At 69.5% G+C, this 19,939-nt stretch carries 15 protein-coding genes; 8 read left to right on the top strand and 7 right to left on the bottom strand.

The features are described from left to right. Positions 1 to 89 precede the first annotated feature (89 nt). The 7 genes from ACWDEW_RS41745 (at position 90) to ACWDEW_RS41715 (ending at position 12,532) form a co-directional block, all read left to right on the top strand. Complete coding sequence (locus tag ACWDEW_RS41745; protein WP_450520513.1) at positions 90 to 1,523, top strand: arabinofuranosidase catalytic domain-containing protein; 1,434 nt, start codon at positions 90 to 92, stop codon at positions 1,521 to 1,523. A 48-nt stretch (positions 1,524 to 1,571) separates the two neighbouring features. Further along, positions 1,572 to 3,218, top strand: coding sequence for a glycoside hydrolase family 27 protein (locus tag ACWDEW_RS41740; RefSeq protein ID WP_450520511.1), 1,647 nt, complete (start codon positions 1,572 to 1,574; stop codon positions 3,216 to 3,218). Between the two features lie 73 nt (positions 3,219 to 3,291). Beyond that, positions 3,292 to 4,776 (top strand): arabinofuranosidase catalytic domain-containing protein, encoded by a 1,485-nt coding sequence (locus ACWDEW_RS41735; RefSeq protein ID WP_450520509.1) that lies wholly within the window; start codon positions 3,292 to 3,294, stop codon positions 4,774 to 4,776. Beyond that, positions 4,773 to 6,605 (top strand): RICIN domain-containing protein, encoded by a 1,833-nt coding sequence (locus ACWDEW_RS41730; protein ID WP_450520507.1) that lies wholly within the window; start codon positions 4,773 to 4,775, stop codon positions 6,603 to 6,605. Before ACWDEW_RS41735 ends, ACWDEW_RS41730 begins: the two co-directional genes overlap by 4 nt. A gap of 101 nt (positions 6,606 to 6,706) precedes the next feature. Then, complete coding sequence (locus ACWDEW_RS41725; protein ID WP_450520505.1) at positions 6,707 to 9,115, top strand: ricin-type beta-trefoil lectin domain protein; 2,409 nt, start codon at positions 6,707 to 6,709, stop codon at positions 9,113 to 9,115. Positions 9,116 to 9,178: 63 nt separating this feature from the next. Continuing rightward, positions 9,179 to 11,161, top strand: coding sequence for an alpha-L-fucosidase (locus tag ACWDEW_RS41720; protein WP_450520503.1), 1,983 nt, complete (start codon positions 9,179 to 9,181; stop codon positions 11,159 to 11,161). 30 nt (positions 11,162 to 11,191) lie between these two features. Beyond that, positions 11,192 to 12,532: a ricin-type beta-trefoil lectin domain protein gene (locus ACWDEW_RS41715; RefSeq protein ID WP_450520501.1), complete on the top strand. Its 1,341-nt coding sequence runs from the start codon at positions 11,192 to 11,194 to the stop codon at positions 12,530 to 12,532. A 44-nt stretch (positions 12,533 to 12,576) separates the two neighbouring features. On the opposite strand, the gene ACWDEW_RS41710 is transcribed toward ACWDEW_RS41715, so the two are convergent. Then, positions 12,577 to 13,278 carry a FadR/GntR family transcriptional regulator gene (locus tag ACWDEW_RS41710; RefSeq protein WP_450520499.1) on the bottom strand — a complete coding sequence of 234 codons (702 nt, stop codon included), beginning with the start codon at positions 13,276 to 13,278 and terminating at the stop codon, positions 12,577 to 12,579. A 377-nt stretch (positions 13,279 to 13,655) separates the two neighbouring features. Between ACWDEW_RS41710 and ACWDEW_RS41705 the strand changes: the two genes are divergently transcribed. Continuing rightward, the gene (locus tag ACWDEW_RS41705; protein ID WP_450520497.1) at positions 13,656 to 15,887 is read left to right on the top strand and encodes an alpha-L-fucosidase; all 2,232 of its coding nucleotides are present in this window, start codon (positions 13,656 to 13,658) and stop codon (positions 15,885 to 15,887) included. 79 nt (positions 15,888 to 15,966) lie between these two features. Here the strand turns inward: ACWDEW_RS41705 and ACWDEW_RS41700 are convergent, their stop codons facing one another. From ACWDEW_RS41700 to ACWDEW_RS41675, 6 genes are all read right to left on the bottom strand, one after another. Continuing rightward, positions 15,967 to 16,686, bottom strand: coding sequence for a FadR/GntR family transcriptional regulator (locus ACWDEW_RS41700; RefSeq protein ID WP_450520495.1), 720 nt, complete (start codon positions 16,684 to 16,686; stop codon positions 15,967 to 15,969). Then, positions 16,677 to 16,892 carry a hypothetical protein gene (locus ACWDEW_RS41695; RefSeq protein WP_450520493.1) on the bottom strand — a complete coding sequence of 72 codons (216 nt, stop codon included), beginning with the start codon at positions 16,890 to 16,892 and terminating at the stop codon, positions 16,677 to 16,679. Before ACWDEW_RS41695 ends, ACWDEW_RS41700 begins: the two co-directional genes overlap by 10 nt. Before the next feature lie 24 nt (positions 16,893 to 16,916). Next, positions 16,917 to 17,954 carry a sugar kinase gene (locus tag ACWDEW_RS41690; RefSeq protein WP_450520492.1) on the bottom strand — a complete coding sequence of 346 codons (1,038 nt, stop codon included), beginning with the start codon at positions 17,952 to 17,954 and terminating at the stop codon, positions 16,917 to 16,919. Further along, entirely contained in the window at positions 17,951 to 18,580 is a 630-nt protein-coding gene (locus tag ACWDEW_RS41685) for a bifunctional 4-hydroxy-2-oxoglutarate aldolase/2-dehydro-3-deoxy-phosphogluconate aldolase (protein ID WP_450520490.1), read from the bottom strand. The genes ACWDEW_RS41690 and ACWDEW_RS41685 overlap by 4 nt, the downstream gene beginning before the upstream one ends. Further along, positions 18,577 to 19,338, bottom strand: coding sequence for a 2-dehydro-3-deoxy-D-gluconate 5-dehydrogenase KduD (gene kduD, locus ACWDEW_RS41680; protein ID WP_450520488.1), 762 nt, complete (start codon positions 19,336 to 19,338; stop codon positions 18,577 to 18,579). The genes ACWDEW_RS41685 and kduD overlap by 4 nt, the downstream gene beginning before the upstream one ends. Then, positions 19,335 to 19,939, bottom strand: a 605-nt coding sequence (locus tag ACWDEW_RS41675) for a zinc-binding dehydrogenase (protein ID WP_450520486.1), incomplete at its 5' end; no start/stop codon positions are given. The genes ACWDEW_RS41675 and kduD, both read right to left, overlap by 4 nt.

The following is a 19,939-nucleotide window of genomic DNA, read 5'->3' as shown; positions in this document are numbered from 1 at the left end:
GAGGACACAGAATGCAGCCTTCATCCGCTCCGCACCGCAGCCCCGCGGCTCGTGCATCGCGCTTACCGGCTGCGGCCGCCGTCTCCGTGATGGCACTGCTGGCCATGTTGCTGGTGACCGCGCCGTCCTGGTCGGCGCCGACGTCCGCGGCAGCCCTGGTGAGTTCGGCGTCGGGGCGGTGCCTGGACGTCAAGGGCAACGTCGACACTCCGGGCACGCAGCTGGAGATCTGGGACTGCAACGGCCAGCCCAACCAGGCGTTCGAGTTCACGGCGGCGGGTGAGCTGAGGACGACGAACGGCACCCGGTGCGTGGACGTCTACGACACCCGGACGGCTCCCGGAGCCCCGGCGGTCATCCGCGGGTGCGACGGGCGGGCCACCCAGGTCTGGCGGCAGAACTCGGACGGGTCGGTCACCGGCGTCGCCTCCGGATTCTGCCTGGACGTGAGCGGGGCGGGAACGGCCGGCGGCACCGCGGTCCTCCTGTGGACCTGCAACGGCCAGACCAACCAGAAGTGGGCCACGGACCCGTCGACGCCTTCGCCTCCCGCCAACGGGTCGGGCCCGTGCGACATCTACGCCGCCAGCGGTACGCCGTGCGTGGCCGCGCACAGCACCGTGCGGGCGCTCTACGGTTCGTACAACGGCTCCCTCTACCAGGTCAGGCGCGCCTCGGACAACGCCACCAGGGACATCGGCGTCCTGGCGGCGGGAGGCTTCGCCGACGCGGCGGCGCAGGACGCGTTCTGCGCGGGCACCTCGTGCGTGATCACGGTCGTCCGCGACCAGTCCGGACACGGAAACGACCTGTGGTACCAGGGATCGGCCCAGGTACCGGGGTCGAGTCAGAGCAGTCCCGCGAAGGCGACGTCCGAGTCTTTGACGGCCGGCGGCACCAAGGCGTACTCGCTGTACATCAACCCCGGCAACAGCTACTGGCGGGACGGTCATCTGACGGGCGTACCGACCGGTGCCGCACCCGAAGGGGCGTACATGGTGACCAGTGGCACCCACGTCAACAACGGCTGCTGCTTCGACTACGGCAACAGCGAGACGACCAGGAAGGCCGACGCCGCCGGGGCGATGGACGCGATCAACTTCGGCACCGAGTGCTGGTTCGGCGGCTGTTCGGGCAGCGGCCCCTGGGTGCAGGCCGATCTCGAATGGGGCCTGTACCCAGGCGGCAGCCAGTCCTGGAACCCCAACCAGCGGGCGTTCTCAAGCAAGTTCGTCACCGCGATGCTGAAGAACGACGGCACGACGAGGTTCGCCCTCAAGGGCGGCAACGCCCAGTCCAGCGCCCTGACCACCTTGTGGGACGGCGGGCTGCCCGGCGGATACAGCCCCATGAAGAAACAAGGGGCCATCGTCCTGGGCAGCGGCGGCGACTGCTGCAAGCCCGGCGGCGGCGCCAACCTGAGCGCCGGCACCTTCTACGAGGGAGCCATGGTCGCCGGCTACCCCTCCGACGCGACCGACAACGCGGTACAAGCCAACATCAGCGCTGCCGGCTACCGCTGACCCGCACCCAGCTCCCCAACTCGCCCCAGGAGTCGATGACTTATGCCCATGACAGCTGCGAGAGCCAAACGTCCCCGGTCGCTGCCCCCGCTGCGTTCCCTGCGTAGAACCCTCGCGCTCGCCTTCTCGGCCGTGCTGCTCACCGCGACCGCCCCCCTCCTCTCCCTCGGCACGGCAGGGCCCGCCGCCGCACTCGGCAACGGGCTCGCGCCGACTCCGCAGATGGGCTTCAACGACTGGAACGCGTACGGCTGCAGCGTCTCCGAGTCGCTGATCAAGTCCACCGCCCAGGCGATGCACACCAACGGCATGCAGGCGGCCGGCTACACGTACGTCAACATCGACGACTGCTGGATGACCCAGAGCCGGGACTCCGGCGGCCACCTGGTGCCGGACCCGGCGAAGTTCCCCGACGGCATCAAGGGCACCGCGGACTACGTGCACTCGCTGGGGCTGAAGCTGGGGATCTACGAGGACGCGGGCACCGCGACCTGTGCGGGATACCCGGGCAGCCTGGGCCACGAGACCACGGACGCGCAGTCGTTCGCGGCGTGGGGCGTCGACTACCTGAAGTACGACAACTGCAACAACACCGGCGTGGCGGCGAAGACCCGGTACACGGCGATGCGGGACGCCCTGGCGGCCACCGGACGGCCGATCCTGTACAGCCTGTGCAACTGGGGCCAGGAGAACGTGTGGACCTGGGGCGCGGACGTCGGTAACAGCTGGCGCACCACCGGGGACATCAGCCCGACTTTCTCCAGCATGCTGTCGATCTTCCACAGCAACGTGGGCCTGGCCTCCTACGCGGGCCCCGGCCACTGGAACGACCCGGACATGCTGGAGGTCGGCAACGGCTCGATGACGGCCACCGAGAGCCGCAGCGAGTTCAGTCTCTGGGCGGAGATGGCCGCACCGCTCATCGCGGGCACCAACATCCCCTCGGCCAGCTCCGACACCCTGTCTGTCCTGACCAACTCCCGGGTGATCGCGGTCGACCAGGACTCCCTCGGCAAGCAGGGAACCATGGTGTCCTCCTCGGGCGGCCTGGACGTGCTGGCCAAGCCGCTCGCCAACGGGGACGTGTCGGTGGCGCTGTTCAACGAGACGGGTTCCACGGCGACCATCACCACCACCGCTTCGGCGATCGGGAAGACCGGGGCGTCCGCCTACACCCTCACCGACCTGTGGTCGGGCGCGTCCTCGACCACCTCCGGCACCATCAGCGCCTCGGTACCCGCGCACGGCACGGTCATGTACCGGGTCGCGGGCGGCACCAGCGGTGGCGGCGGCACCAGCGTGACCGGCCCGGTGCACGCGGTCGGCGCGGGCAAGTGCCTGGACGTGCCGAACTCCACCACGACCGCGGGCACCCAGGTGGAGATCTGGAGCTGCAACGGCGGCGCCAACCAGACCTGGACGCACACCACCTCCAACCAGCTCACCGTCTACTCCGGCAGTACTCAGATGTGCCTGGACGCCTACAACAACCAGACCTCACCGGGGACGAAGGTGGAGATCTGGCAGTGCAACGGCCAGAGCAACCAGCAGTGGACGCTGAACTCCGACGGCACGATCACGGGCGTCCAGTCCGCCCTGTGCCTGGGCGTCACCGGGGGGTCCACGGCGGACGGCGCCCTCGCCGAGTTGGAAACCTGCAACGGCAGCAGCAGCCAGCGGTGGACGCTGGGCTGACTCCCTCACCCCCACGGTCACCGGCGGCTTCGGTGCCGGTGACCGTGACGGCACCGCGACAGAGGAGGTTTCCGTGCTTCAGTCAGCAACTGGCAGTCGGCGAAGGCGGTTCGCCGTCATGCTCCTGGTCGCCCTGGCGATGGCGCTGAGCGTGTTCGGCTCGCCGGCGCCCGTGTCCGCGGCGGACGTGTCGCTTCCCTGTGACATCTACGCGGCGGGCGGTACGCCCTGCGTGACGGCGCACTCCACCACCAGGGCGCTCTTCGCCTCGTACAACGGGCCGCTGTACCAGATCCAGCGGTCCTCCGACCACAGCTACCGCGACATCGGGGTGCTCGCTCCGGGCGGGTACGCCGACGGCGCCTCCCAGGTGTCGTTCTGCGCGGGCACGTCGTGCACGATCACGAAGATCTACGACCAGACCGCCAGGCACAACGACATGCCGATCTCCTGGGGCGGCTACTGGAAGGGCCCGGGTCCCAACGGATCCGACGTCGGGGCGGACGCCATGGCCCTGCCGGTAACGGCGGCCGGTCACCAGGTGTTCGGCGTCAAGGTCACCCCGGGTGTCGGTTACCGGCTCGACCACGCGAACGGCGTGCCCACCGGCGCCCAGCCCGAAGGCATCTACATGGTGACCTCGTCGAACTACACGAGCCAGTGGTGCTGCTTCGACTACGGCAGCGGCGAGAACTCCCACACCGACACCGGCAACGCCACCATGAACGCCATCTACTGGGGCACCGCCTGCTGGTTCGGCGGCTGCACCGGCAGCGGCCCCTGGGTCGAGGCCGACCTGGAGAACGGCATGTTCCACACCAACACCGGCTCCAACAAGGACCCGAACAACCAGGGCGTGCACTATCCGTTCGTCAGCGCATGGCTGAAGAACAGCGGCACCAGCAACTTCACCCTCAAATACGGCAACGGCACGAGCGGCGGCCTGACCACGACCTTCTCCGGTCCCCTGCCGAACGGCTACTCGCCGATGAAGGTCGACAGTTCGGTCCTGCTCGGCACCGGGGGCGACAACAGCCCCAACGGCGTGGGTGAGTTCTTCGAGGGTGCGATGACGGCGGGCTATCCCTCCGACGCCACCGAGAACGCCGTACAGGCCGCCATCACCGCCGCCGGCTACGGAACGGGAAGCGGCGGGGGCGGCGCGACGGGTGCGCTGCACGCGGTGGGCGCGGGCAAGTGCCTCGAGGTGCCGGGCAGTTCGACGACACCGGGCACACAGGCACAGATCAGGGACTGCTCCGGGGCGGCGAACCAGACCTGGTCGCAGAGCGCCTCGCACGAGCTGAGCGTCTCCCTGGGCGGCAGCCGCCTGTGCCTGGACGCCTCCGGCCAGGGCACCAGCCCCGGCACCAAGGTCATCACCTGGACCTGCAACGGCCAGAGCAACCAGCAGTGGAACCTTAACGCCGACGGCACGGTCACCGCCGCCCAGTCCGGGCTGTGCCTGGACGTGTCCGGCGCCGCCACCGCCAACGGCAGCCTCGTACAGCTGTGGACCTGCAACGGCGGATCCAACCAGAAGTGGTCACTGACATGAGGACGCGAGCAAGGACCCGCCATGTGCTGCTCGCCGTCGGTGTCGTGTTGGCGTTCGTGCTGCAACTGCTGTCGGCGGCCGGGAGCCGTGCCGCAGCGGGCGAGGCGCTGAGCGTGAACCTGGCGTCGACGCGAGGCCCGTCGACCGGTGTGGGTGAGGGGTTCCTCTACGGCTTCACCCAGGACGGCAGCCAACCCGTGGACCAGTTCATCCAGCCGCTGGGCATCAACGCATTCCGCGGCGGGGGCTGGTTCTCCGGCGGCTGGATCAAGGACAACTACCAGTACGGCGCGGCCACTCGGGCCGACGTCGACTCGATCGTCGCGCAGGCGAAACGGCTGACCCGGCCGCCGTACCACGCGCAGTACCAGGTGCTCGTCAGTGACATCTACGGCGCGAACGGCGGCCAGCCGTCCAACACGACGTACCCGTGCGACAACGGCAACTGCGCGAACTGGATCAGCTTCATCGACTCCACCGTGGGAGCGCTCCAATCGTCGGGGCTGACGTTCTCCTACGACATCTGGAACGAGCCCGACATCTCCTACTTCTGGACCCGGGGTGTCAACAGCGCCCAGTACTTCCATATGTGGGACACCGCCTACCGGGAGATCCGGCGCATCGCCCCCGGCGCGCAGATCGTGGGGCCGTCCCTCGCGTTCACCCCGCAGCGCAACCCGGGTGAATGGCAGACCTGGCTGGCGCATGTGAAGGCGGCCGGGACGGTGCCGGACATGATCACCAACCATGACGAGGGCGACGTCGACGACCCCGTCACCGTCTCGCAGTCCCTCAACAGTGCGCTCAGCTCGGCGGGCATCGGGGCGCGGCCGCTGTCCGCCAACGAGTACCAGCCCGCCGACCGGCAGACCGCCGGGGTGACCGCCTGGTACCTGGCGCGGTTCGCGCAGTCCGGGTACGCCAACGCGATGCGCGGCAACTGGGTGTGCTGTGTCACCCCCAACCTGACGGGAGTCCTCACCCAGAGCGGGGGCAGCTGGCAGCCGACCGGCAACTGGTGGGCGCTCCGGGACTACGCCGACATGACCGGCACTCTCGTCGACACCTCGGGCCAGGTCGGCTCGACGGCCATCTCCGCCTCCGAGGACTCCGCGGCCGGGCGCGCGGTGGCGGTCATCGGCGACTCCAACGGCTACACCGGCGCCGCATCCGTGACCTTCAACGGGCTGTCGTCGGTCCCCTGGCTGACGAACGCCGGCAGCGTCCATGTCACCGTGCACCGCATCCCGGACCAGGCGCCGCTCGCCGCCCCGCAGACCGTGTACGACCAGAACGTCAGCGCCTCCGGCGGCTCGGTCACCGTGCCGTTCACGTTCCAGGCCTCGCACGACGCCTTCGCCGTCTATCTCACCCCGGCAACGTCCGGCGGCGGGAGCTTCCCTGACGGCTACCACCAACTCGTGGTCGCGAGCAGCCAGTTGTGCCTCGACGTGTACGGCAACTCCGGCACCGCGGGCGCCGCGATCGACCAGTGGACCTGCAACGGGCAGACCAACCAGCAGTTCCGGTTCGTGCCGGCCGCGGACGGCTACGGCGAACTGCGCACCCAGAACTCCGGCCAGGACGTGGCGGTCGCCGGCAGTTCCACGGCGGCAGGCACCCCGGACATCGTCCAGCAGGCCCCCGGCACGGCGGCGAACGCCCTCTGGCTGCCCGTCCGCCAGTCCGAGGGCACCTACGCCTTCCAGAACCGCAACAGCGGTCTGTGCCTGGACGTCTACGGCGCCGGCACCAACGTGGGACAGCAACTGGACCAGTGGCAGTGCAAGAACGCGCCGGGCACCAACCAGGACTTCACCGTCCGCTGAACCCGCACACGACTGATACCGCACCCGCCTGATCCGCACCCGACGCGGCCCCCACGACCGCGAACCGCGAACTCCACCGACCTGCGAAAGGAACCCCCACCGTGTCAGCATTCAGACGGCTGTTACGGCGCCTGCGCGCCTCGACGGCCGTGCTCGCGGGCCTCGTCCTGGCCGCCGGCGGCCTCGTCGGCACGGCCGCCGCCACGGCCCATGCCGCCACCTCCCTCACCATCAACGGCACGTCCGGCGGACGGACCTTCGACGGCGTCGGCGCGATCAGCGGCGGAGGCGGCAACAGCAGACTCCTGATCGACTACCCCGAGCCCGAACGCGGCCAGGTCCTCGACTACCTCTTCAAGCCCGGTTACGGCGCCTCCCTGCAGATCCTCAAGGCCGAGATCGGCGGAGACACCAACTCCACCTCGGGAGCCGAGCCCAGCCACCAGCACACCCGCTCCGACCTGAACTGCGACCGCGGCTACGAATGGTGGCTGATGGAGCAGGCCAAGGCCCGCAACCCGAACATCAAGCTGTACGGCCTCGCCTGGGGCGCCCCCGGCTGGATCGGCGGCGGGAACTTCTGGTCCACCGACATGGTCGACTACCTGGTCTCCTGGCTGGGTTGCGCCAAGCAACACGGGCTCGCCATCGACTACCTCGGCGGCTGGAACGAGCGCGGCTACAACATCTCCTGGTACCAGCAGCTGCGCAGCGCGCTCAACTCCAACGGCTACGGCAGCGTCAAGATCGTGGCGGCCGACTCGGACTGGAACGTGGCGGGCGACGTCAACTCCAACCCGGCGTTCGCCGCCGCGGTGAACGTCATCGGCACGCACTACCCCTGCGGCTACCGTTCCTCCCAGTCCAACTGCTCGGTTCCGTCGGCCGCCACATCGTCCGGCAAACAGCTGTGGGCGAGCGAGAACGGCTCCGACGACTACAACGCGGGAGCGCCGGCCATGGCCCGCGGGATCAACCGCGGATACATCGACGGCCGTATGACCGCGTATCTCAACTGGCCGGTGGTCGCGGCGATCACGCCCAACCTGCCGTATCCCACCATGGGCCTCGCGCTGGCCTCGCAGCCGTGGTCCGGCCACTACGCCATCGGCAAGAACACCTGGGTGATGGCGCACACCAGCCAGTTCACCGCCCCGGGCTGGAAGTACCTCGACGCCTCCAGCGGCTACATCGGCGGCAACCGGAACAACGGCAGCTATGTCTCGCTGAAGTCCCCCAACAACTCCGACTGGTCCACGGTCATCGAGACCATGGACGCCGGCAGCGCCCAGACACTGGACTTCGCCGTCACCGGAGGGCTGTCCACCGGAGCCGTCCACGTGTGGTCGACCGATGTCAACTCCGGCAACCAGGCCGACTACTTCGTGCACGCCACGGACCTCACCCCGTCCGGCGGCGGCTTCAGCCTGACCGTGCAGCCCCATCACGTCTACACCCTGACCACCACGACCGGCCAGGGCAAGGGCACCGCCACCGGCCCCGCCCAGGGCGCGATGAGCATGCCGTACAGCGACTCCTTCGACGGCTACGCCACCGGCACCGAGGCGAAGTACCTCATGGACTGGCAGGGCGCTTTCGAGGTGGCGGCCTGCGGCGGTGGCCGCAGCGGCAAGTGCGTGCGCCAGATGAGCCCGCAGAAACCGATCACCTGGGACGCGCTGTCCGACCCGCACGCCCTGCTCGGTGACACCGGGTGGAGCAACTACACCCTGTCGTCCGACGTGTTGCTGGAACAGCCGGGATACGCCGAGCTGATCGGGCGCGCGGGCGGCCAGGACTACAGCAGCACCGGCGGACGGAACGCCTACCACCTGCGGGTCAGCGACACAGGCGCCTGGTCGATCCTGAACTCCAACACCAACGGCACTGTCTCCACCCTTGCCCACGGCACGGTCGCGGCACTGGGCACCAACCGGTGGCACACCCTGGCCCTGACCTTCTCCGGCACCACCCTCACCGCCGCCGTCGACGGAACCACGGTCGGTTCCGTCAGCGACCGCACCTGGGCCTCCGGACAGGTCGGCTACGCGACCAGCCAGGGCGAGACGGCACAGTTCGACAACCTGTCCCTCACCTCCGGCAGCGGCGGTCCCGGTGGCGGCACGACCGCCGCGATCGTCGGGACCGGCTCCGGCCGCTGCGTGGACGTGCCGAACCAGTCGCAGACGTCCGGCACCCAGGTGGAGCTGTGGGACTGCAACGGCGGCAGCAACCAGCAGTGGACGAGCACCCCGGCCGGTGAACTGCGGGTCTACGGCAGCACATGCCTGGACGCCTCGAACGGCGGCACCGCCCCCGGCACCAAGGTCGACATCTGGACCTGCAACGGCCAGAGCAACCAGCAGTGGACGCTCAACGCCGACGGCACGATCACCGGCACCCAGTCCGGCCTGTGCCTGGACGCCACCGGCGCGGGAACGGCCAACGGCACCCTGCTGGAGCTGTGGACCTGCAGCGGCGGCAGCAACCAGAAGTGGACCCGCGACTGAACTGATCCGGTGCCCTCCGAGATCTGAGACCACCCACCCCGTCAATGACGCCCAGAGGCCCGCATGACTTCCTCCTCCCTCCCGATCAGCCGACGACGGCTGCTGGCGGCGACCGGCGCGGCCACGGCCCTCGGCCTGCTGCGGTTCGCCCCCGAGGCCGCCGCGACCGACGGTCCGACGAGCTACACCGCGAGCTGGTCCTCCGTGGACCAGCACCCCCCGGCTCCGGTCTGGTTCAAGGACGCCAAGTTCGGCATCTACTACCACTGGGGCGTCTTCAGCGTCCCCGCGTTCGGCAACGAGTGGTACCCGCGCAACATGTACGTGGGCGGTTCGGCCGAGAACCAGCACCACCTCGCCACCTACGGCGACCCCTCGGTGTGGCCGTACAACAACTTCATCGACGGAGCCCGTGACAAGGCGGGCAACTTCGTGCAGTTCGCCCCCACGCTCGCCTCGCAGGGCGGCCGTTGGGACCCGGACGCCTGGGCGCGGCTGTTCAAGGCCGCGGGCGCGCGGTTCGCGGGACCGGTCGCCGAGCACCACGACGGCTTCTCCATGTGGAACAGCCGCGCCAACCCGTGGAACTCCGTCCAGCACGGCCCCCGACTCGACCTGGTGGGGCTGCACGCGCAGGCCATCCGAGCGCAGGGCCTGAAGTTCATGGCGTCTCTGCACCACGCCTACCACTTCAACGGCTACTACGACCATGTGCCGTCCCAGTCGGACGCGACCCTGCGCATCCTCTACGGCCAGCAGGGCTCGGCCGCGGAGAACAAGCTCTGGTACGACAAGCTGGTCGAGGTCATCGACACCTACCAGCCGGACCTGCTCTGGCAGGACTTCGACCTGAACCTGGTGCAGGAGTCCTACCGGCTCCAGTTCCTCGCGCACTACTACAACCAGGCCGTCTCCTGGAACAAGGACGTGGCCGCGACCTACAAGGACGGCCTCGACGACAAGGGCGAGGTCTTCGATTTCGAGCGCGGCGGCCCGGCGGGACTGCTCACGCCCTACTGGCTGACCGACGACAGCATCTCCTCCTCCAGCTGGTGCTACACGGTGGGCATCGGCTACTACTCGACGCAGGCACTGCTGCACTCGCTGATCGACCGCGTCAGCAAGGGCGGCACCATGCTGCTGAACATCGCCCCGATGGCCGACGGCACCATCCCCTCCGGACAGCAGTCGATCCTGCTCGCCATGGGTGACTGGCTCGGCCGCTTCGGAGAGGCCATCTACGGCACCCGCTCCTGGACCAGTTACGGCGAGGGCCCCACGGCGATGGGCGGAGGCTCGTTCAGCGGCCCGGTGGCCGGTACCCCGAAGGACATCCGGTTCACCCGCAGCCAGGACAACAAGGTGCTCTACGCCACCGCGCTGGGCTGGCAGGGCGCCACCACGACCATCACGACACTGAACTCCAACCGGATCAGCCTCAGCAGCCTGACCGGCGCCCAACTGCTCGACAACACGGCCGGCACCTACGTCAACCTGCCCACTCCGACGCAGGACGGCACCGGCCTGCACCTGACCATGCCCTCGTCGAACGCGCCGTTCAGCGCCCTCGCGTACACGGTCAAACTCACCTTCTCCGGCGAGATTCCCGTCCTGGGCGCACCGGGCGGCTCCACGACCTGGGTGAAGATCGCCAACGTGACCAGCGGGCTGGTGCTCGACAGCGGGGGCAACGTCGCCTCCGGCTCCAACCTCAAGCAGTGGAACTACGACGGCAGCGCCAACCTCCAGTGGCAGCTGATCGACCTCGGCAACGGCTACTACCGCATCATCAACCGCACCAACGGCATGGCCGCCGACAGCTGGGGCAACTCCGCCAACGGCGCTCCCGCCCGGCAGGAGGCGTGGAACGGCGGCAACAACCAGCAGTGGTCACTGGTCGGCCTCGGCGGCGACCGCTACCAGATCGTCAACCGCGGCACCGGCACCGCGCTCGACGGCAGCGGCAGCACCACGGTGGGCTCGACCGCGGTGCTGTGGACGCCGAACTCCAGCACCAACAACGCATGGACCATCACCGGCGTATGAACCGCACCCCCACCACGGAAGCAGGAGCGCATGAAACGCACGCCACTCCTTACGTCCATCGCGGCTGCGTTACTTCTCGTCCTGTCGGCTGCCGGCTCCTCGTCCGGCAGCGGCCTCGGGACGCCCGCGTCGACCACGATCACCCGCGCCGCCCAGGCGACCGCCGGCTGCGGCAAGGCCCCGGCCCTGAGCAGCGGCACCCACACGATCCAGAGCGGCGGCCAGACCCGCAGTTACATCCTGCGGGTCCCGGCCGGCTACGACAACAACCACCCCTACCGGCTGGTCTTCGGCTTCCACTGGCGCGGCGGCACGGCGGGCGACGTCGACTCGGGCGGAACGGACGGATACAACTGGTCCTACTACGGCCTGCGGCGCCTGGCGGACAACGCGAACAACGGCACGATCTTCGTCGCTCCCCAGGGCAACGGCAACGGCTGGGCCAACCCCGGCGGCGAGGACGTGGCCTTCGTCGATGCCATGGTCAGCCAGATCGAAGCGGGTCTGTGCGTCGACACCACCCAGTTGTTCTCCGCGGGCTTCAGCTACGGCGGTGCCATGTCCTACGCCCTCGCCTGCTCCCGGGCGGCGGTCTTCCGCGCGGTCGCGGTCTACTCCGGCGCGAACCTGAGCGGCTGCAACGGCGGCAACCAGCCCATCGCCTACATGGGGCTGCACGGCCTCAGGGACAACGTGCTGCCCATCCAGTCGGGACGGGACCTGCGCGACACCTTCGTCCGTACGAACGGCTGCACCCCGCAGAACCCGCCCGAGCCGGCCAACGGAAGCCTGACCCACATCATCACCACCTACTCCGGATGCCGGTCCGGCTACCCCGTCGTGTGGGCGGCGTTCGACGGAGCGGGCCACGACCCCGGCCCCATAGACGGTTCCACCGGTGACGGCTGGCGCACCTGGACGTCGGCCGCGGTGTGGCAGTTCTTCACCCAGTTCGGCTCCAGCACGCCACCGCCCCCGCCGTCCGGCAACCAGGAGATCGTCGGGGAGCAGTCGGGGCGCTGCCTGGACATCAACAACTCCACGACAGCCAACGGCACGCAGGCACAACTGTGGGACTGCAACGGCGGCTCCAACCAGCGGTGGACCTCTACCGCCGCCAAGCAACTGATGGTCTACGGCAACAAGTGCCTGGGCGTCGGCCAGTCCGCTGGTGCCGGCACCCCGGTGGCGATCTGGGACTGCACCGGGCAGGCGGACCAGCAATGGAACGTCAATCCCGGCGGCACCATCACGGCGGCCCAGTCCGGACTGTGCCTGGACGCCAGCGGCCAGGCAACCGGCAACGGGACGAAGGTCCAGCTGTGGACCTGCACGGGCGGCGCGAACCAGCACTGGCGCCTGATGAACTGACGGGCGCGGCCAGGCGCGAGCCTGGCCAGGGGCCGGCCCCGTCGTCATGCCTGTGCGGAGGTTGACCGCACGTGCTCGCGGAGCCAGTGCTCGGTATTGCTGACGTGCAGCAGGGCCGCGGCCTGGCTCACCGCGGCGTCGCGGGTGCGGAGCGCGTTGTAGATCGCCTCGTGCTCGGCGAGAGTCCGCCCGGCGGACTGGTCGTCCAACTGGCCCCGCCAGATCCGCGCGCGCAGGGTACGGCCCGAGATGCCCTCCAGCAGGGTGAGCAGGCTCTCGTTACCGGTGGCCGCCACAACCGAGCGGTGGAAGGCCGCGTCATGAATGTTGAGCCGCTCCACGTCGTCGCTCGCCTCCCGCATCGCGTCCAAGTGGCCCTTGACCTCGTCCAGTTGGTCGTCGGTGATCCTGGCGGCGGCCAGTCCGGTGGCGAGCGGTTCGAGCAGCCGCCGGACCTCCATGAGATCCAGCAGGGCGCCCGTGTCGCTCTGGAGGAGCTCCACGGCGCCACCGAGTCCCTCCAGCAGCAGGCTGGGCTGGAGACTGGTCACGTAGGTGCCGTCGCCTCGCCGTACCTCAAGCACCCGGGCCACGGCCAGTGCCTTGACCGCCTCGCGGGCGAGGTTGCGGGAGAGACCCAGCTGCGCGGCGAGCTCCGGCTCCGGTGGCAGCTTCGAGCCAGGCGGCAGTGCGCCGGAGCGGATGCGCTCACGGATCTGGCCGATGGCCCTGTCTGTCAGGGACAACGTGGGCTCCTTCCGTGAGCGCGCGGTGCGGTCCGGTGCGCGAGTGACCAGGGCGGCGCGTCAGGTGTGGCGCCGATGATACCGGGGAGGCCACCGAGGGTCCGCCGTCGGTGTGCCGCCGCCACATGGTGCGTGGCGTGATGTTGGTGAAGCCCTTTCGGGTTCGAAACATTGTATGTTTGCCAGTGGGTAAATGGCAGCAGACGGCTTATATCGGTTAAAAGTCGCAAGTAAAAGCATGCTTTCATCCCTTCACGCCCGTTGACATGGCGAGGACACATGGCAGACCTTCTTCTGTAACGGCCAGCGCAACAGATGGTGGCCGTCGCGCCGGTCCCACCTCTCCCGTCTGCCTTCGTCCGTCACAGGGATGGCCCATGCCCAGTTCGATCAACAGACGTCAGTTCCTGGCCGGTGCCACCGGCGTGGCCGCCGCGGCCGTCACGGGGGGAGTGTTCGGCGCCGGCACCGCGCAGGCCGCCCCCAGCACCTACACACCCGCATGGAGTTCGGTGAACCAGCACCCGCCCGCCCCAGAGTGGTTCCAGGACGCCAAGTTCGGCATCTACTTCCACTGGGGCGTCTTCAGCGTCCCCGCCTACGACAGCGAGTGGTACCCCCGCAACATGTACATCAGCGGGAGCAACGCCAACACGCACCACGTCGCCACCTACGGCGACCCCTCCGTGTGGCCATACCACAACTTCATCAACGGGGCGAACGACAAGGCGGGCCACTTCAACCAGTTCGCGCCCGGACTCAAGTCCGCCGGAGGGAACTTCGACCCCGACGAGTGGGCCCAGCTGTTCGTCGACGCCGGAGCGAAGTTCGCCGGACCGGTCGCGGAGCACCACGACGGATACTCCATGTGGGACTCCCAGGTCAACGAGTGGAACTCGGTCGCCAAGGGCCCCAAGCTCGACCTGCTGAAGCTCTTCACCACGGCGATCCGCGCGAAGAACCTCAAGCTGCTGGTGGCGATGCACCACGCCTACCACTTCAACGGCTACTACGACCACGTGCCCGCCCAGACCGACCCCAGCCTGAAGAAGCTCTACGGGCAACTGGGCGCCACCACCGAGAACCAGCTCTGGTACGACAAGCTCAAGGAGGTCATCGACCGCGCCCAGCCGGACATCCTCTGGCAGGACTTCGACCTGGACAAGGTCGACGAGACACAGCGGCTGAACTTCCTGTCGTACTACTACAACCAGGCCAATTCCTGGGGCAAAGAGGTCGTCGCCACCTACAAGGACGGCTTCAACGGCCACGGCGAGGTCTTCGACTACGAACGCGGCGGCCCGGCCGACCGGACCGCGCCCTACTGGCTCACCGACGACAGCATCTCCAGCTCCAGCTGGTGCTACACCCAGGGCATCGGCTACTACAGCACCCAGCAGATGCTGCACTCCTTGATCGACCGGGTCAGCAAGAACGGCAACATGCTGCTGAACATCGCGCCGATGGCCGACGGCACGATCCCCCAGGGGCAGAAGGACGTGCTGCTCGGCATCGGCGACTACCTGAAGCGCTTCGGGGAGTCGATGTACGCGACCCGTGCCTGGACGCAGTACGGCGAGGGCCCCACCCGCATGGGCGGCGGCGCGTTCACCGCCCCGCTCGTCGGCACCGCGCAGGACGTCCGCTTCACCCGCAGCAAGGGCAACACGGTGCTGTACGCCACCGTGCTGGGCTGGCCGGGCACTTCGCTCAAGATCAAGACGCTGAGCTCGGACCGCATCGACCTCTCCTCGCTCACCTCGGTGAAGCTGCTCGACTCGACCGCGGGCACCTACATCAACCTCGCCGCGCCGACGCAGGACTCCTCCGGGCTGACCGTGACGCTGCCCTCCTCGGCGCCGTACACCGCGGGCGCCTACGTCCTCAAGCTCAGCTTCTCCGGCCAGCTCCCGCCACTGCGGCCGGCGGTCGGTGCCGTGGTCTACCAGGACGTCAACTACTCCGCGAACTACGCGGTGCTCGATCCCGGCACCTACACGGCCGAGCAGTTGCAGCTGGCCGGGGTGGACGCCCAGAGCATCTCATCCCTGAGGCCGGCGGCCGGGAACCAGATCGTCGCCTACAGCGGTGACAACTTCACCGGCACCTCCTGGACCTTCACCGCCGACAACCCCGACCTCAGGGTCACCGGCCAGAACGACCAGATCACCTCTCTGAAGGTGCAGTTCAATCCGGCCACCTACTTCCGCATCACCAACGTCACCGACGGTCTGGCCCTGGACAGCGGAGGAAACGTCGCCTCGGGATCCAACCTCAAGCAGTACACCTGGGACGGCAGCCCCAACCTCCAGTGGCAGCTGGTGGAGGTCGGCGGCGGCTACTACAAGCTGGTCAACCGCACCAACGGCATGGTCGCCGACGGCTGGGGCGCCACGTCCAACGGCTCCCCGGCGCAGCAGGCGGCATGGAACGGCAGCAACAACCAGCAGTGGACGGTCACCCACCGCGGCGAGGGCATGTGCACCATCGCCAACCGGGCCACCGGCCTCGTCCTGGACGGCGGCGGGAACGTGGCCTCCGGCTCCGTTACCAAGCAGTGGGGCTACGACAGCAGCACCAACCTGCTGTGGACCTTCACCGCCCAGTGACAGGAGCCTGAAGGCGGCGAACCGAGAGACTGCCCGGACGGAGAACCGTCCGGGCAGTCCCGCTCTCACCGTCCCGGCCTCATCCAGGGGAACCCGCCACCGGCAAGGCCTCCGTGGACTCCAGGTGCTTCCGCAGCCACTGCTCGGTGTTGTTGACGTGCACCAGGGCCGCGGCATGGCACAGCACGGCGTCATGTGCGGCAAGGGCGGCGTATATCGCCTCGTGTTCCGCGAGCGTACGGGCCGCCGCGCGGGTGTCCACCAGACCACGCCAGATCCGGGCCCGCAGGGTGCGGCCCGAGATTCCCTCCAGCAGGGTGATCAGAGTTTCGTTGCCGGTGACGTCCACGATGGCGCGGTGGAACGCCATGTCGTGGGCGTTGAGCCGCTCCACGTCTTCGCGCGCCTCGCGCATGGCGTCCAGGTGCCGCTGCACCTCCGCCAGCCCGTCGTCCGTCAGCCGGGCGACGGCCAGGGCGGCTGCGGCGGGCTCAAGCAGACGTCGGACCTCCATGAGGTCCAGTACGGCACCGGGATCGCCCTGGAGCAGTTCCACCGCGCCACCGAGGCCCTCCAGCAGCAGGCTCGGCTGCAGGCTGGTGACATACGTGCCGTCGCCCCGTCTGATCTCCAGCACGCGCGCCACGGACAGCGCCTTCACCGCCTCGCGTGCGAGATTGCGGGAGAGCCCGAGCTGGGCGGCCAGCTCGGGCTCGGGGGGCAGCTTCGCGCCCGGAGGCAGAACCCCGGAAGCGATGAGTTGGCGGATCTGGGTGATCGCCTTGTCGGTCAGGGACACGGCTGACTCCGCTCGTCGGGCGCGAAGGGGGTCTCAGCGCGGAGGAGCCCTTGGTCGCGTAGTCCGGCGAGAGTGGGCATGGCTTGGTCGGCGGCGGCCGAGGCGACGTGGGCGTCGGTCACCCGGTAGAGGTTGCCGATGACCGATGCGCCGAAGCCCAGTTCGGTGACCTCGATGGGGGTGTGGGGGATCTTCCGGCGGTGCAAGATGTGCTCCTGAGAGGGGGTGGTTCAGCGTCGGACGTGGGCCGTGGCGCCTGTTAGGAGGGCTTCGACCTCGGTGAGGGTGGCCATGGAGACATCGCCGGGAGTCGTCATCACCAGGGCGCCGTGCGCGGTGCCGTAGGCGAGGGCGCGCTCCAGGGAGTGGCCGGCTAGCAGGCCGTAGACGAGTCCCGCGGCGAAGCCGTCGCCTGAGCCGATGCGGTCCAGGACATGCAGACCGGGCATGCGGGGGCCGCTCACCAGCCCGGTCTCGCGTGACCAGGCCGCCGAGGTCCAGTCGTTGATCCCGGCCGAGGGCACCGTGCGCAGGGTCGTCGCCAGTACCGCCGCCTGCGGCAACCGGGACGCGATCGCGGTGAGCGCGTCGGGTACCTCGTCGTCGGCCAGCCGCACGGCGCCCGGGTGTGGGCCCGCGAGTCCGAGCGCGCCCACGACGACGTCGGCGTGCCGGGCCAGGCGCCAGTCGGTCTCGCGGGCCCGGTCGGCCCCGCCCCGGCCGTCCCAGAGACTGGGCCGATAGTTGGGGTCGTAGGAGACGGTGACGCCGTGGCGGCGGGCGGCGGCCATGGCCTCGTCGGCGACGTCGGCGGTGGTGTCCGACAGGCCCGCGAAGATGCCGCCGGTGTGGAACCAGCGCGCTCCGGCCGAGAACACCGTGTCCCAGTCGACGTCTCCCTTGCGCAGCTGGGAGACGGCGGTGTGGGCGCGGTCGCTCACGCCCAGCGCGCCGCGGATGCCGAAGCCCCGTTCGACGAAGTTCAGGCCGTTGCGGACCGTGCGGCCCATGCCGTCCGCCGCGACCCAGCGGATGTGCGACGTGTCGACGCCGCCCTGGAGGATCAGGTCCTCGACGAGGCGTCCGACCGCGTTGTCCGCCAGGGCGGTGACGACGGCGGTGCGCAGTCCGAAGCAGCGGCGCAGTCCACGGACGACGTTGTACTCGCCGCCGCCCTCCCATACCTGGAAGGTGCGGGCGGTACGGATGCGGCCCTCGCCCGGGTCGAAGCGCAGCATCACCTCGCCCAGGGCGATCACATCGGTCACGGTGCCGTCCTCTCCACTGCCTCGGCGGTCAGCCGGCGGATCTCGTCGTACGCGCCGCGTTCGAGATGGCCGGGCGTGGCGATCCAGCTGCCGCCCACGGCGAGGACCGAGGGGTGGCCGAGGTAGGCGGACAGCTGGTCGGGCCCGATGCCGCCGGTCGGCACGAAGCGTGCCTGCGGGAAGGGGACGGCCAGGGCGCGGAGCATGCCGGTGCCGCCGAGCGGTTCGGCGGGGAACAGCTTGACCGTGTCGAGGCCCGCCTTCAGCGCGCGCATCAACTCGCTCGCCGTCGCCACGCCCGGCACGGCCGGCACCCCCAACTCGCTTGCTTTGGCGATGACTTCATCGTCGAGACCGGGGGAGACGAGGAAGCGGGCCCCGGCCGCCACGGCCCGTTCCGCCTGCTCGGCAGTGAGCACGGTGCCGGCTCCGACGGTCAGAGCGCCGTGCGCCGCCATCGCCTTCACGACCCGCTCGGCGTCCGGCGTGCGGAAGGTGACCTCCGCGCAGCGGGCGCCGCCCGCCGCGAGTGCGTCGGCCAGCGGGCCGGCACTCGCTGCGGACGCCACGGTGAGCACGGGCAGGAGCCGTGACCCCGCCAGTACGGAGGCCAGGCCGGCGGTCATCGGCCGAGCCATCCGCCGTCGACGGGCAGGGTGGTGCCGTGGACGTAGTCGGAGGCGGGGGAGGCGAGGAAGACGGCGGCGCCGGCGAGGTCGTCGGCGGTGCCCCAGCGTCCGGCGGGGATGCGCTCCAGGATGGCCCTGCTGCGGGCCGGGTCGTCCTGGAGGGCCTGGGTGTTGTCGGTGGCGATGTAGCCGGGGGCGATGGCGTTGACGTTGACGCCGTGCGGCGCCCATTCATTGGCCAGGGCCTTGGTGAGACCGGCGATGCCGTGCTTGGCGGCGGTGTAGCCGGGGACGGTGATGCCGCCCTGGAAGCTGAGCAGGGAGGCGGTGAAGACGACCTTGCCGTGTCCCCGGGCCACCATGGTGGCGCCCACGGCCCGGGTGAGCGCGAACTGCGCGGTGAGGTTGACCTGGAGCACCAACTCCCAGTCCGCGTCGCTGTGCTGGGCGGCCGGCGCGCGGCGGATGGTGCCCGCGTTGTTGATAAGGATGTCCACCGGGCGTTCGCGTCCGGCGAGATTCTCGCCCAGGGCGCGTACGGCGGCGGGGTCGGCGAAGTCGGCGCGGATCGCCTCGAACGAGCGCCCGGCGGCCAGCACCTCCTTCTCGACCTGGCTGCCGGACTCCTCCAGGTACGCGCTGACACCGATGATGTCGGCACCGGCCCGGGCGAGGGCGCGGGCCATCGCCTGGCCGATGCCGCGGCGGGCGCCGGTGACGACGGCGAGTTTCCCGGTGAGGTCGAAGATGCTCATACGGCGGCTCCCTGGGTGTCGTCGGTGCAGTCCACGAGGATCTTCATCACGTTTCCGCCGCTCTCCAGTGCCTCGAAGGCGGCCGGTGCCTCGGTCATCGGCACGATCTTGGTGATCAGGCGCTGGGCGGGGATCGTGCCGTCGGCGACCAGGGTGACGGCCTGCTCGAAGTCGCCGCGGTCGTACAACCGGGCCCCGACGAGGGTGAGTTCGCGCCAGAAGAAGCGGTGCAGGTTGATCTCGCGGGGCCGTGGGTGGATGGCGACCAGGCACAGCCGGCCGCGCACGCCGAGGACGTCGACGGCGGTGTCCACACCGGCCGCCGCGCCGGAGACCTCGAAGGCGACGTCCGCTCCCGCCTCGCCCGTCCACCGCTGGACGAGTCCGGTGATGTCGGTGGCGGCCGGGTCCCAGGTGCTCAGGCCCAACTCCTCGGCGAGCAGCCTGCGGTGGGCGTTGAGTTCGACCACGCGTACCTCGGCGCCTGCGGCCTGGGCGACCAGGGCGATGAGGATGCCGACGGGTCCGCCGCCGACCACGACGACTCGCTCGCCCTCGCGTACCCCGGCCCGGCCGACGTCGTGCACCGCGACCGCGGTCG

This window comes from Streptomyces sp. NPDC001100 (assembly GCF_053598575.1).
Note: the sequence above shows the minus strand (reverse complement) of the source record. Positions and strands in the feature narration are given on the sequence as shown.

Bases quoted from the DNA above. Each gene is read 5' to 3' on its own strand.
- ACWDEW_RS41685 (WP_450520490.1), bottom strand. From the start codon at position 18,580: ATGACCGCCGGCCTGGCCTCCGTACTGGCGGGGTCACGGCTCCTGCCC.
- kduD (WP_450520488.1), bottom strand. From the start codon at position 19,338: ATGAGCATCTTCGACCTCACCGGGAAACTCGCCGTCGTCACCGGCGCC.
- ACWDEW_RS41740 (WP_450520511.1), top strand. From the start codon at position 1,572: ATGACAGCTGCGAGAGCCAAACGTCCCCGGTCGCTGCCCCCGCTGCGT.
- ACWDEW_RS41715 (WP_450520501.1), top strand. From the start codon at position 11,192: ATGAAACGCACGCCACTCCTTACGTCCATCGCGGCTGCGTTACTTCTC.
- ACWDEW_RS41745 (WP_450520513.1), top strand. From the start codon at position 90: ATGGCACTGCTGGCCATGTTGCTGGTGACCGCGCCGTCCTGGTCGGCG.
- ACWDEW_RS41705 (WP_450520497.1), top strand. From the start codon at position 13,656: ATGCCCAGTTCGATCAACAGACGTCAGTTCCTGGCCGGTGCCACCGGC.
- ACWDEW_RS41720 (WP_450520503.1), top strand. From the start codon at position 9,179: ATGACTTCCTCCTCCCTCCCGATCAGCCGACGACGGCTGCTGGCGGCG.
- ACWDEW_RS41730 (WP_450520507.1), top strand. From the start codon at position 4,773: ATGAGGACGCGAGCAAGGACCCGCCATGTGCTGCTCGCCGTCGGTGTC.